This is a genomic window from Spartinivicinus marinus (assembly GCF_026309355.1).
GTDB classification, from domain to species: Bacteria; Pseudomonadota; Gammaproteobacteria; order Pseudomonadales; family Zooshikellaceae; genus Spartinivicinus; species Spartinivicinus marinus.
This window is the reverse complement of record NZ_JAPJZK010000002.1, coordinates 162885-176068: the sequence shown is the minus strand read 5'-3', so window position 1 is coordinate 176068 and position 13184 is coordinate 162885. Positions and strand designations below refer to the sequence as shown.

Annotated in this window: 10 protein-coding genes and 3 pseudogenes; 6 read left to right on the top strand and 7 right to left on the bottom strand. The window is 41.9% G+C overall.

The window, feature by feature from the left end; all coding sequences use genetic code 11:
• From OQE68_RS29110 to OQE68_RS29100, 3 genes are all read right to left on the bottom strand, one after another.
• Positions 1-1280: amino acid adenylation domain-containing protein (locus tag OQE68_RS29110; RefSeq protein ID WP_266195956.1), on the bottom strand; the 1280-nt coding region annotated here is incomplete at its 3' end.
• Positions 1281-1334: 54 nt separating this feature from the next.
• Positions 1335-2366 (bottom strand): class I SAM-dependent methyltransferase, encoded by a 1032-nt coding sequence (locus tag OQE68_RS29105; protein ID WP_180571477.1) that lies wholly within the window; start codon positions 2364-2366, stop codon positions 1335-1337.
• 130 nt (positions 2367-2496) lie between these two features.
• Complete coding sequence (locus OQE68_RS29100) at positions 2497-2904, bottom strand: IS6 family transposase (RefSeq protein ID WP_180571476.1); 408 nt, start codon at positions 2902-2904, stop codon at positions 2497-2499.
• A gap of 409 nt (positions 2905-3313) precedes the next feature.
• On the opposite strand from OQE68_RS29100, the gene OQE68_RS29095 reads away from it, so the two are divergent.
• Both OQE68_RS29095 and OQE68_RS29090 read left to right on the top strand, forming a co-directional pair.
• Entirely contained in the window at positions 3314-3517 is a 204-nt protein-coding gene (locus tag OQE68_RS29095) for a hypothetical protein (RefSeq protein ID WP_180571475.1), read from the top strand.
• 48 nt (positions 3518-3565) lie between these two features.
• Positions 3566-3748: a phosphotransferase-like protein gene (locus OQE68_RS29090; RefSeq protein WP_180571474.1), complete on the top strand. Its 183-nt coding sequence runs from the start codon at positions 3566-3568 to the stop codon at positions 3746-3748.
• 82 nt (positions 3749-3830) lie between these two features.
• Here the strand turns inward: OQE68_RS29090 and OQE68_RS29085 are convergent.
• A pseudogene (locus OQE68_RS29085) lies at positions 3831-3965 on the bottom strand (IS5/IS1182 family transposase); the annotation flags it as partial.
• A gap of 318 nt (positions 3966-4283) precedes the next feature.
• On the opposite strand from OQE68_RS29085, the gene OQE68_RS29080 reads away from it, so the two are divergent.
• The 4 genes from OQE68_RS29080 (at position 4284) to OQE68_RS29065 (ending at position 12185) form a co-directional block, all read left to right on the top strand.
• Positions 4284-10172: a non-ribosomal peptide synthetase gene (locus OQE68_RS29080; protein WP_180571401.1), complete on the top strand. Its 5889-nt coding sequence runs from the start codon at positions 4284-4286 to the stop codon at positions 10170-10172.
• A 268-nt stretch (positions 10173-10440) separates the two neighbouring features.
• Positions 10441-11379, top strand: a complete 939-nt coding sequence (locus tag OQE68_RS29075; protein ID WP_180571402.1) for an alpha/beta fold hydrolase — start codon at positions 10441-10443, stop codon at positions 11377-11379.
• A gap of 84 nt (positions 11380-11463) precedes the next feature.
• Complete coding sequence (locus OQE68_RS29070; protein WP_180571403.1) at positions 11464-11754, top strand: transposase; 291 nt, start codon at positions 11464-11466, stop codon at positions 11752-11754.
• Complete coding sequence (locus tag OQE68_RS29065; protein WP_180571404.1) at positions 11751-12185, top strand: IS3 family transposase; 435 nt, start codon at positions 11751-11753, stop codon at positions 12183-12185. Before OQE68_RS29070 ends, OQE68_RS29065 begins: the two co-directional genes overlap by 4 nt.
• A 55-nt stretch (positions 12186-12240) precedes the next feature.
• On the opposite strand, the pseudogene OQE68_RS29060 reads toward OQE68_RS29065, so the two are convergent.
• From OQE68_RS29060 to OQE68_RS31085, 3 genes and pseudogenes are all read right to left on the bottom strand, one after another.
• A pseudogene (locus OQE68_RS29060) lies at positions 12241-12654 on the bottom strand (IS1595 family transposase); the annotation flags it as partial.
• Between the two features lie 55 nt (positions 12655-12709).
• The gene (locus OQE68_RS29055) at positions 12710-12913 is read right to left on the bottom strand and encodes a hypothetical protein (protein WP_255491073.1); all 204 of its coding nucleotides are present in this window, start codon (positions 12911-12913) and stop codon (positions 12710-12712) included.
• 78 nt (positions 12914-12991) lie between these two features.
• Positions 12992-13147: pseudogene (locus OQE68_RS31085) on the bottom strand (transposase); the annotation flags it as partial.
• Between the last annotated feature and the right edge of the window lie 37 nt (positions 13148-13184).

Below are 13184 nucleotides of genomic sequence, written 5' to 3'. Positions count from 1 at the left end.
TTTAGCTTAACTTGAGAATCTTTTCTTCCAAGATAAACAAGGTGCCCATCATCATTAACTTTACCCAGGTCACCACTTTTATACATAAAACCACCTTCGAACGGGTCTTTGATAAAACTTTTTTCCGTCATATCAGGTTTATTCTTATACCCGAGTGATACACCAAGTCCTGCAATATAGATTTCACCTATCCCTAAGTCAGTAACAGGATTCAGCTCATCATCCAACAAATATATCTGCATGTTATCAATTGGACGACCGATAGGAACAGAGCCTGACACATCCACTAAAGGATCATACATATATATCATACAACCCACGACGGTCTCAGTAGGACCATACTCATTGTAGATAAGTGCTCGACCACCAAGCTTCTTGTCTACCTTACGCGCAACCTCAACCTTTAAATCCTCGCCACCCAGGATTAAGACTTTTAAATTAGATTCGCTTAAATCTTCACCCTCCAGTAAAGCCAAGTGCGCTGGCGTAAGCTTAAGAATATCGACTCTATTATCTTCAATAACTCTATTGATAACCGGTACATCATCATTTGTATCTGAATATATACAAATTGTCATCCCGGAAATAAGAGGAACAAAGATAGATGTTACCGTCAGATCGAAATTCAGTGGCGAATAGAATGCAAAATACTTTGTACTTTCACTGGTATATTGTTTTTTGGCCCACAGAATGTAGTTCATTAACCCCTTGCTCTGCACCAGCACACCCTTAGGTTGCCCAGTAGAGCCTGATGTATAAATACAATAAACAGCCTGATCTTTGCTGACATCCATATCCAGATTTGCGTCGTCTCCTGTATAGATATCCTCAGCATCGACACGTATTAGCTCAGCTTTCTCTGGGTCAATTTTGTCAAAGGGAGAATCGACATCTACAAGAACGTGCTTTGCACCACAATCATCGAGAATATAATCAACACGTTTTTGTGGTAATTTCATGTCAATTGGAGTGTATATTGCGCCAGCCTTCATCGATGCAAGTAAAGCGACCAGGCAATAAATACTCCGACTCATCAATACCGCAACCATGGTATTGTCACCGATACTTTTTTTCAGTAAATGCCTGGCCAGCTGATTAGCCTTCACATTCAAATTAGCATAAGTGATTTGCTGCTCACCAAAAACAGCGGCTATTTCGTTTGGAGTCTTTTCCACCTGCTCTTCAAATAGCCTATATATACTCTTACCCTCTGGAAGTTCTACCTGCGTCGGCATGAACAACATATTCGCCAGCTTTTCATTATCTGTTACAGCAACCATATTTCGTAACCGCTTATTAAATTCCTACGCTCAAAAATCGTTTCATCACAATTTTTAGAGACTATTTTTATATCCTACAACAACATTTTCCATAGCTGGTGGAATTGGCCGTAGTTCGACATTTGAGTAATTTACGTTTTCGAACATCTCTTTTATATCTGAATAGGTGTATACCTCACCCGCAGGTGTCGTTCCCAACATCATCATACTTGTCGCCGCCGCCAGCGATGGCGATATTCTGTCTTCATTTGCGATAAACTCAAAGACATACGCTCTACCATTTTCATTTAAGGCAGCCTTGGCCTTTTCCAAAATTACCTGACACCCCTCCTTATCAAAGTGATGCAAGAAGTTGGTCAACAAAACGGCGTCGTACCCTTCCCCCCAATCAACATCAAAAGCACTGCCGGGCATAAACTGCGCTCTATCTTCTACACCTGCCTTTGCGACATTTTCCTTTGCTACTTGCAATACATTCTCCCAATCGAGAAAGGTTACTTGCGCATTTGGGTTTTTACGGGCTACCGCTGTGCCAAACAATCCATGACCAGCGGCAACATCCAATACTTTAATAGGCTTATTAGGTTGCGTATCAACCAATTCCGCTAAAAGTACAGAAGGCAAAGACATCATCGAGCTCATTGCTCGCGCGAACATGACCCACTGAGGATGATCCGGGGCGACAACACCATCAGAAGACAATCGAATTTCACCTGTTCGTATAACCGACGCTAAATCATCGAAAGCACTCATAATGTACGGAGACAACAGAAAGTCTATACTATCTCCCAAATACCCTGGTGCTTTTCTCGAAAGGAACATCACCATTTCCCTAGTCATGTAAAAAACATCACCATCCACTTTCAAAAAGCCAATAGAAGCAAGGAAATAACACAAAATCCGAATTCCTCGCCGAGAAGACTGACATTCATTGGCAACTTCATCTATTGACTTGCGGTTTTCACCCACGATGTCAAATATGCCGAGTTCTATCGCTGCTTTCACCGCTGCAGTACGATAATATCCATTGACATTATTAAAAAAAGTATCGAATGTAAATTCGGATATCTGATTTTCTAGGCCCATAATTTTTCCTATGATTAAACTGTCAAACCTATCTGACAGTTATTTAAACGTTATATATATGGTTCTGTCGCAAAAATTATTTAGGTTAAAAACAAACTTATTTTGGTAGCCTACTAAAGCACAAAACTGTTCAAAATTGTCTTATGTTTAGCCATTGGATTAGCAGACTGGCCTTTTTGAAAAATCGCTTGGCAGCCTTAGTGTCCCGGTGCTTGGTAAATAAGAAGTCAATGGTTTGTCCCGCTTTGTCCACGGCCCTGTACAAATAGTACCAGTCTTTTTTTACCCGGATATACGTCTCATCCATACGCCAGCTGTTGCCGACAGGTGATTTCTTCTTTCGAAACTGTTTTTCTAACTTAGATGAGTAGGTCACCACCCAGCGTTGAATAGTGGCGTGGTCAACGGGAACATTCCGATCTTGCATAAGCTCTTCAATATCGCGGTAGCTCAGTGCAAACCGAAGGTAATAATACACCACTTGCAGTACAACGCACTTGGGAAAGTGACAACCTTTAAAGCGTTCATCAGCACTCATCGTGACTACAAAACAACCATGATTCTGGGAAGGGTTACGAAGGTTATCATTTCAGGCTAAACTTTGCGACAGAACCCTTTAATTTGTTGATATTTTGGATAAGTATTGGCCACTACACTACTCAGGATTTATAAATGAATTAGTGTTGTAATTTAAATCAATATAATACCACAGTTATTGACTATTCTGATGCATAATTTGGATCGTGGCCATCCATCCATAACATCGTATGAATAATTATTTTTTGACCATCTTTGCGTGTATCATGGGGTATGATGATTTATATATTCATCTAGTACATGAAATCAATTTAATTGTCCTGTCGCAAAGCCAGAACCATTGGCTCTGGTAAACCTCTCGACAGCGTTACCCTACAGTTGCTTTGAAATGATGTACTAGTCTAAATTAGATGGGCCCCGAAATATTGGATAAACAAGGTATTCGTTATACAAAGATTCATTCAGCCAAGTTTTATGAAAATACCAATGATATTATCAGTATTCAATATTGTGATGAGTCAAAAAATCTAAATAAACTGAATCTATCAGATAAAAATAAGCCCACTACGAACTTGATCGAAAAAAATAGCCCAAGCTGTATTGAGCAAAAATAACACAAGCTAGCAGTATTAAATACATTGGAATAAGGTGGGTATGGGGTAATGGATGTAATCTATTTAAATGGTGCAAGTAGTTCTGGGAAGTCTAGCCTCGCCAAAGAATTACAAGACCTGCTTTATGACTACTACTTGTGTATAGGTATTGATTCACTTATTGCAATGATGCCTGCTAAAGCGAATCGCTGGGGTGAGCCGACTTCATTTTCATGTAATGGGTTTAGTTGAAAAGAAGTGCTATTACCTAATGGTGAGCGGCGTTGTTGAATAAATCGAAAAATCAGGCGTGCTGAGGCATTCAGTCCACTATTTATCCAATTTTTACAGAAATAGGCATGCCAAGACTCGTCATTCTATTTAACACGCGCACGGATACCTCAGCCTCGGTTTTTTGTTGCGGTAATTGACGTGCTTTGAGCTTGGGACCAATGATGGTTTTATATCTCAACAACGGCCTAATTTTTATACTACTGCTGTGGTAGGTTCTCGATCGCCCAATGTTCACTAAAAACACCTATTTCTGAACCATGCCGGGTAATCAACACAAGTCGTCATCTAGTCGCTATTAAAGTAGAAGCACGATATACTACACCATTACTGGTCTGCAGGTGTCGTGTTGATCGTTCTTTGCTAGGCGAAGAAATGGAACCATACCTGTAGTCCAGTCTTCTGAGTCTCTCTCCCTGCTAGTCAACCTAAAAAAACTTCGGAATCGAGTATAAGTGATGGTTGTGCTAATGACCACTGAAAAAGGTATAAGTAAATGAAGTTATCCGATTTTTCTTTGGACGGATTAGAAAGTGTTGATGTTCGTTCATTGCAACTGGTTAAAGATTTTGATTTTTCAAAGAGTATTGTAGCCCTTTTTGATAAGCAAGTTGAAGATACGCCAGAGGCAATAGCATGTAAAAGTGGCGATGGCGAGCTAAGTTATTGTGAGCTAAATAAAAGAGTTTGCCAGCTAGCTAATCTATTGATTGAAAAAGGGGTTGCTGCTGACAAAAGAGTTGGCTTGTATTTGACTCGATCCGAGCATTTGCTCGTTTCCTATTTGGCTGTGCTCAAGGCCGGTGGTTGTTATGTTCCGTTAGATCCCGAGTACCCGGCAAATTATGTAAAGCAAATCCTGATTGATGCGAACCCTGTATTACTAGTAACAGATAGTGATTTGCTTGGTAATGTTGGAAACCTTAATACTCCGGTTGTGTTAATTGGAAATGAAGAGCTTTCTTGTGCGTCAGTGCTTTCTCGGAAGGTGGTAATACATCCGGAACAGCTAGCTTGTGTTATGTATACTTCGGGCTCAACAGGTTTACCAAAAGGGGTTATGGTTCCTCATCGTCAGTTGCTTAACTGTCTTCATGCATTGTGGGAAAGAGAGCCATTTGTTGGTGAGGAGTTGGTGGCACAAAAAACATCGATATCTTTTGCTATTTCAACGAAGGAAATATTTGCTGGACTCTTGAAGGGGGTTCCTCAGTTATTTGTTGAGGATAGTGTTGTCAAAGATATCCCTGTTTTTGTAAAAATGATGGAAAGCCATGGCGTATCTCGGCTATATACGTTCCCTTCGCAGCTAGAAGCAATTCTTGATTATCTGGAAAGCTCTCCTTCTCAGCTGTCTTCAATAAAGTATTTGTTTGTTTCTATTGAGCCGCTTTCTGATGAATTGTTTGAGCGAATTCAGCAAGTAATGCCCAAGGCGAAGGTCTGGTATATTTACGGCTGTACTGAAATGAATGACATGACATATTGCGATCCTTTGGATGCTAAGGGTAGTAGTGGTTTTGTGCCAGTTGGCTATCCAATAGCAAATAGTGATGTTTATGTTTTAGATGAAGGGTTGCGTGTATCTCCGGTGGGTATTCTTGGTGAGGTTTATGTAAGTAGTGTGGGTATTGCACGTGGTTACTTTCAGCGGCCGGGTCTTACAGCCGAGAGGTTTATCCCCAATATCTATGGTCAACCTGGAACATGTATGTATAAAACCGGTGACATGGCCCGTTATCTGGAGGGGGGGGCTCTGGAGTTTATAGGACGTCGCGACTACGAGATCAAAATACGTGGTTATCGAGTTGATGTAAGGCAAGTAGAAAAAGTTATAGCGGCTATGGATGGCATAAAGGAAGTTGCTGTGATTGGATGGCCGCAAGATTCAAAAACACCACAGTTAGTGGTGTATATAGTACTGGATATTGCTGTAGATGGTGTTGATCAAGAGTGTCTGCGTGAGTATCTGGGTGCGAAGTTACCAACTTATATGGTTCCAACTCTCTATGAGTTTTTACAGGAGCTTCCACGATTACCAAATAGTAAAATAGATAGGCAAAGCTTACCCGCACCAACTGTACACAATGAAGATGCGGATTTTGTAGCGCCTTCGACGAAAACGGAGACAATTCTTGCTGATATTTGGGCGCAGGTGCTTGTACAAGAGGGGAAGACGCCAAAGGTTGGTAAAACAGATAACTTTTTTGCTCTCGGTGGCCACTCATTGTTAGCGACGCAGCTTTTTTCACGTATTCGCCAGGAGCTTAATGTAGACCTGCCTATTTCTACTTTGTTTGAAATGCCCGAGCTGGAAACATTTTCTGTGGCGGTAGATAAAGCTTTGCTTGAGAGTGGTATTGTAGCGGATAAAGGTGTTGGGAATATTGCTCGAAATAAGCAGATTCCGCTGTCCTATGAGCAGGAGCGTCTTTGGTTTATTCATGAAAATATGGAAGAGCAGCGAACCAGTTATAATTTGGTTTTCGCATTCCATTTGCATGGTGACTTGTCGATAGAGGCGATGCGTAAAGCTGTTAATATGCTTGTTGATCGCCATGAAATTCTACGAACAACGTTTTCTTTATCTCCCTTTGATGGCGAGCCGCAACAGGTTGTTGCAGATTTACTGACGCTTGATGTTCCTGTTCTAGAAGTGAAGGAAGAGGATGTTCCTGGCATTATAGAAAAACAAGCCGCTTTTGTTTTTGATTTGAGTAAAGGGCCGTTATTTCAGGTTTCTATTTTAAAGGCGGCAGATGGTCATCATGCTTTGCTTATCAATATGCATCACATTATTAGTGATGGCTGGTCTCTCAATCTTATTGTACGCGATTTGCATGCCTTGTATACCGCTGCGCTAAGCGAAATTGACGCTGTTCTTCCAGCTTTGCCATTGCAGTATGCTGATTTCTCACAGTGGCAGCGCGAGCAGGACTTAAGTGAACATCTGATTTACTGGAAAGAGCAGTTGGCTGATTACGATGATGGTTTGGCGTTGCCGTACGATTATCCTCGCCCAGCTGACAAGGCTTGGAGTGCTGGAAGTTTTCATTATGAATATCCAAAAGAATTGGCTGTTAAAGTTGCACGTCAAAGTCAGGAAAGGAATACGACCTTATATATGACGTTGCTAGCAAGCTTTGCCATCGTTATCAATCAGTATAGTGGGCGCGAAGATCTCTGTCTGGGAACGACAATAGCAGGTCGGGAACAGCTGGAGTTTGAGAATTTAATTGGATTTTTTGTCAATATATTGGCAATGAGGCTGGATCTTTCCGGTAATCCTACTGTTGACCATTTATTGCGGGACACTCGGCAGTTGGTGTTGGAGGCATATGAGCATGCATCGCTTCCGTTTGAGCATCTGTTAAGTGCTCTGAATAAAGAGCGCGACAGTAGCTTAATTCCATTGGTGCCAGTAATGTTGCGCCACCAGAATTTCCCGACAGCAGAAATAGATAATTTGCGAGGGGACGTATCAATGCAGCCAGCGAGTGTTGGCGAGCGTACGACACCAAGTGAACTTGATTTGCAGTTTTATGGTGATGGTGAGTATTTACAGGTTACGGTTGAGTATGCGAAAGAGCTTTTCAGTGAAAGTACTGTACAGGCTTTGATAGCGCAACATCAAAACGTATTGGAATTCCTTGTGGAAAATCAGGGGTGCCGACTGAGGGATATTCCCACTTTAGTTTCTGGTGATGCAGAGAAATTGAAAGGTGTTAATCAGACTGACGTTGATATCAACTTGCACCAAAGTATTGCAGATATTTTTGAGTGTCAGGTAAAAGAAACTCCCTATGCTGTTGCGTGTATTAGTGTTGATGAGTTTGATCCGCGCCTCAATTATGCGAGCGAGCGCACTCTTACCTATAGCTTGTTAAATGAGCGGGCGAATCAACTGGCGGCTTTATTGAAGCAAAAAGGATGTGGGGTGGCTGGAAGGGTTGCTATTCATTGTGAGCGTTCCTTAGAGTTTTTGGCTTCTATGTTAGCTGTGTTTAAGGTGGGTGGTTGTTACATACCCATTGACCCGGCTTATTCAGAAGCTGTTATCAGCGATATGTTAGGTGATGTCGAGCCGGATTTTGTTTTAACTTCTGGTAAGAGTGGCAAACTCGAAAGATGGGAGACATTATCTGTTGCGTTGAATCCGACTCTTGGTTGGGAAAACACTGACTTGGCTTCTATGTCGGAAGCCAATAGTTCAATAAAAGTGGCGCCAAATCAAACGGCATGCATTATGTACACCTCTGGTTCAACAGGAAAACCAAAAGGTGTTATGGTGCCGTATAGTCAAATTCTCAACTGGTTGGAGGCTTCGTGGAAGCGAGCTCCACTTGCAGAAGGGGATGTGATATTGCAGAAAACCTCTTCGGCATTTGCTGTATCTGTAAAGGAAATGCTGACAGGGTTAATGGCTGGTAATCGACAGGTAATTTTGCCAGATGCCGTTGTAAAGGATGCGAAAGCACTTATGCTGGCGATTGAGCATTGGAGGGTTAGTCATATCTATCTGGTTCCATCACATCTTCAGGCGTTAGTCGATGTATTGTCACAAGATAAAGAAAGTTCGTGGGGATCGGTTAAGCAGATAACTACAGCTGGTGAACCCTTAAGTGCTGGGCTTGTTGAGAGTGTAAGAGACTGTTTGCCGTCCGTTACGATTTGGAATAACTATGGTTGTACAGAATTGAATGATACGACCTATAGTTTGGTTTCTAGCGACCAGCAACAGCAGCCTTTATCTATAGGAACGCCTATTGCGAATACAAAAATATACGTTCTGGATAAACATTTGAGGCAGGTGCCGAGAGGTGCTGTTGGCAAGCTATATGTAGATAGTATTGGTATGGCGCAGGGGTATTGGCAACAGCAAAAGATTACGGCCGAGCGTTTTATCCCTAATCCGTATAGCGCAACGCCAGGGTCTCGAATGTATAAAACTGGAGACCTTGTGCGTCAGCTAGAGGACGGCTCGCTCGAGTATATTGGAAGAGATGATTTTGAAGTAAAAGTGCGTGGTTATCGAATTGACGTTCGTCAAGTCGAAGCAGCGGCAATGGAACACTCTTCTGTACAGCAGATCTGTGTGGTTGGTTGGCCATTAGGGGCAAACGCTCCTCAGCTGGCGGCTTATATTGTTGTCAAGAATGGAGGGGGGCTGACGGTTCAGAATGTTCGTGATCTGCTGAACGAAAGTCTACCTGCATATATGGTTCCGACGCTTTTCACTTTTGTGGATGCATTGCCTAAATTGCCGAATGGTAAACTTGATCGTTTGAGTCTCCCTGAACCGAAGATGTCCGGTGATAGTGATCAATATGTCTCGCCTCGAAATGAGACAGAGCTGCGTCTGGTTGAAATATTTATTATGCTGTTAAATGTAGAAAAAGTTGGTGTCAACGACAACTTTTTTGCTTTGGGCGGTGATTCCCTGCTAACTATTCGCTTGGCCCGAGCGATATATGAAATGTTTCAAATTGATATCCCTTCAAGTGTGGTCTTTAACTCCAAGACGCTGGCGGATATTGCGTTGTATCTGAATGCTTCGGATGGGATTGAATATAAGCCAACTGTCTTAGTTCCTTTGAAGGTGAATTCAGGTAAGCCCAATGTTTTTTGCATTCACCCCATTGGTGGGAAAGTCTTCTATTACAAGGATTTGTCGGATGTGTTGGGTGAAGCCTTTAATATCTGTGGAATTACTTCTCTGGAGAATATGACTTATTCATCTATCAGGGAGTTGGCTGAATTCTATGCCGATGAGTTAGTAAAGTATCAATCGGATGACGCCTTTAATTTAGTGGGTTGGTCATCTGGCGGGTTATTTGCTTTAGAGATTGCTAGCGTACTAGAAGAGCGAGGTAAGAATGTTGCCTATCTTGGGCTTCTAGATTCTAGTCTTATCCCTCACTACTCCACGCAGGAGGATCACAATGCATTTCTCGCTGTACTCAATATTTTGGCGACTCTCCGTCGTCAAGGATTTGCTCCGTCGGAAGTTAATAAGATAGTTGAATTTATTAAAGCTAAAGGGTGGGATGAGGGTGTCTTTGCTGCATCAGAAAAAGAGACCGCCTTAAAAGCATTAACAGAGCATCTCAATATCAAAATAGAGTTAGATTCTTTTGGATATATACTCGAGCAGCTTGAGGTTACCAGGGAGTATCTTTCTCTCTTAGTCGGATATACGCCGAAAAAGAAAGGCGGACAGGTCTACTACTACAAAGCTTCCGAGGAGCAAGAGGAAGCAGAATTGCTGAATGCTCTGTCATTAGAAAGCGAAAATAAGCGAGTGATAGGTGGTGGGCACTATAGCATTCTTGAGGGCGAGAATGCAGTGGAGCTGGGGAGAAGGATTCTGGAGGATATTGTTTAATGCCGGTGCTGTAGTGTGGTTGTATGCAATATCGCATCGTGAAAGGGGAGAGGGCTTTCGTGGTTGTTTCGCTAAATTTGAACCTTTTACATTCGCTGTATACGTGATGTCTTGTTGTTAGATTTTGAGGGGTGGCCACGATTCTGGATTATGTGCAGCTAAACATAATCCAGAATCGTGGCCACCCCTCATTTTGAGAAGTTATTAAAAGTTATTGAGAAGAGAGCAAGATTAGCTCGATTGCATTATTGAAAAGTAAGGAAATAGTATGTCGCAGGTGTTATCAATGCCATCATATTTGAATAAGGTCGATACATCGATTTTGGCTGAAGAGCTTGGAGATATAGATGCATCAATATATCGTGCTCCGGATGGATACGAATTTAATCTCTATAAAGTAGGCAATCCATCAGCAGAAAAGTTAGTGATCTTGCCTCCGTATGGAATGTCGTATCTACTTTTGTCCCGATTGGTGAAAGTACTGTCGGGAAAATATTATGTGTTATCTTGGGAATCGCGTGGGTGTCCTGATTATGAAGCATCTGTGTCTGATGATAGATTTGATCTGGTCTCGCAGTCAGAAGATTTTGTCAATATTCTAAAGCAGGAAGGATTTGATTCGTTTCACTATGTTGGTTGGTGTCAAGCGGCGCAGTTGCTTGTTCATACGCTTTCCGTTTCAGATTTACAACCAAAAACTATTTCCTGGATAGCTCCTGCCGGGTTAGGCACCTCGCTTGTGAAGTCGGAATTTGAGCGGTGTGCATTACCAATCTATCTGGAAATTGAGAAGCTGGGTAGTGCTTATGCGGAAAAACTCGCAATGATATTGGATAAGTATCGTGATCAACCAATACGCGAAGAGATAGCAGCGGAGAAGTATACTGTTCTTCATTTATCGGATCCTGATGCAACGCATAGGTTTTCCAGATACATGAAACTTTATGAAGATAATAAGTCGAAGGTGATAGAGCTACTGGGACAGGTATTCGAAAAACATCATGTTTATGTAATTCACTGTAAAGATGATACATATAGTCACTTTTCTGAGGCAGTACAACTTGAGAAGAAGTATCCGAATGTTGAATTGGAGTTGATGCCTGGTGGCGGCCATTTACAGCTGTTTTATGAGCCGGATGTAATTGCTGGTTTGATTTTGGGTTACATAAACAGAGAGGCCGAGCTGGCGGGCGAAGTTGTAGCATAAAGGGCTCTGTCGCAAACTGATCTTCCCCCCATTTAGCGGACACCCAACTTTAGGATTACACTAGCCTAAATTGAGGGGTATCCCATGAGTCAAAAGAAAAATAAGACTTATCCAATTGAGTTTAAAAAAGAGGCCGTTAGACTGGCACTAGAGTCAGGGAAGCCGAAAACAGTGATTGCAAAAGAGTTAGGAGTTGGTGTGAGCTTGCTTTACGCGTGGATCAACCAACAGGCCGCCAGGGAAACAATGAGCAAAGATCAAAAGCAAACAGAGGCCCAGAAGATCAAGGATCTAGAGGCTGAGAATAAAAAGCTAAAATCTGAAAATGCCTTACTAAAAAAGGCGGCAGCATACTTCGCGAAAAACCAGATGTGAAGTATGCCTTCATCAAAGCCAATAAACAGAGCTGGTCTATAGCCTTACAGTGTAGAGTTTTTCGTGTTTCTCGGTCAGGCTATTATAAATGGAGCCATTCAGTTGCGTCACAAAGGATAAAGCTTAATGAGAAGCTGGATACTGATATTATCGAGTTATTTGAACACCATAAAGGTCGTTATGGGGCTCCTCGCATTACTCAAGCCCTAAAAGACAACGGAGAGCGTATAAATCACAAGCGGGTTGCAAAGCGAATGGTTGCACTAGGGCTTCGAGCTAAACAAGCGAGGAAGTTCAAGGCTACTACCGATAGCAAGCATTATTTACCGGTCGCGGAAAATAGCTTGCAACAAGATTTTAGTGCCAGTAGACCCAATGAAAAATGGGTGGGCGATATCACCTATGGTGTGCCCGGAGTTTGGGATAAATAAGGAGGCAAAAAATTAAATAATATTTTTTTTAGGCTCTATATGGATTCCTAGGGGGTTATATCAATAGCTCTATTAGATCATTAAGTAAGTTTTTTCCTCGGCGCTTTATATTGTACACAAACTCAAATAATGCTAAATAAAAAGGTAGTTTTTCTTGAGAAATACCTCGATGCGGTCTTAACCATGAACGTAGTAATGACCAACATCCTTCAATGGTATTAACATGCACTTCGTAAAAGTCATCCCCATCTTCATCACGAGCATACTCCCCTTTCCCGTGACAAACTGTTTTATGCTGATACCCCCAACTCTTTAGTCGTGAGTAAATATTATATTCATCGGTATATATCAGTGTATCTGTATTAACTATCTGCTTAATTATAGGACTAATGGTCTTTTGTTTTACGTTTTCCAGCATCCGGATAATCACTTGCCCACCTCTCTCAACCAGTCCAAATATAGGTGGCTTTTCTTTTTCTAATGTTCCTCGACCACGAGCTCCTTTTAATCGGTTCCTGCGACCTTTACGGCCTTTTTTTTACTGCATCAGGATTACCTTTATGCCCAGCTACTACATAGACTTCATCGGCTTCTACTTCTCCGCTTAATTGTGGAATTGGCAAACGAGCAAAAATACTTTCTCGCAATTGACTTGTCATTTTTTGAACATCATCCTTGTTGATGTCTAGCTCTTGGGCTATCTGTTGATTGGATAGGTTTAACCCCATGAAATAAAGGCAAAGTATCCAGACTTTCAGTGGCTGGTGATGTCCAGAAAAAATGGTGAGTGTTAGGTCATCAAATCCCCGATGACACTCTAGGCAGCGATAACGTTTTCGGGCAATTTGCTTTTGATGATTGCCATTGCCTTCTACTTGTTGAGACTGGCAGTGAGGGCAGCTGACTCCATCAGGCCAACGTCTCTGACGAATAAACTGGTAGCATTGCTCATCATTTACCAGTTGTTTGATATTGAGGTATGGCCACGATCCTAGACAA

Excerpts from the sequence above, each read along its gene's own strand:
- OQE68_RS29105 (WP_180571477.1), bottom strand. The coding sequence starts at position 2,366 with ATGGGCCTAGAAAATCAGATATCCGAATTTACATTCGATACTTTTTTT.
- OQE68_RS29100 (WP_180571476.1), bottom strand. The coding sequence starts at position 2,904 with ATGAGTGCTGATGAACGCTTTAAAGGTTGTCACTTTCCCAAGTGCGTT.
- OQE68_RS29095 (WP_180571475.1), top strand. The coding sequence starts at position 3,314 with ATGGGCCCCGAAATATTGGATAAACAAGGTATTCGTTATACAAAGATT.
- OQE68_RS29090 (WP_180571474.1), top strand. The coding sequence starts at position 3,566 with ATGGATGTAATCTATTTAAATGGTGCAAGTAGTTCTGGGAAGTCTAGC.
- OQE68_RS29080 (WP_180571401.1), top strand. The coding sequence starts at position 4,284 with ATGAAGTTATCCGATTTTTCTTTGGACGGATTAGAAAGTGTTGATGTT.
- OQE68_RS29075 (WP_180571402.1), top strand. The coding sequence starts at position 10,441 with ATGTCGCAGGTGTTATCAATGCCATCATATTTGAATAAGGTCGATACA.
- OQE68_RS29070 (WP_180571403.1), top strand. The coding sequence starts at position 11,464 with ATGAGTCAAAAGAAAAATAAGACTTATCCAATTGAGTTTAAAAAAGAG.
- OQE68_RS29055 (WP_255491073.1), bottom strand. The coding sequence starts at position 12,913 with ATGGGGTTAAACCTATCCAATCAACAGATAGCCCAAGAGCTAGACATC.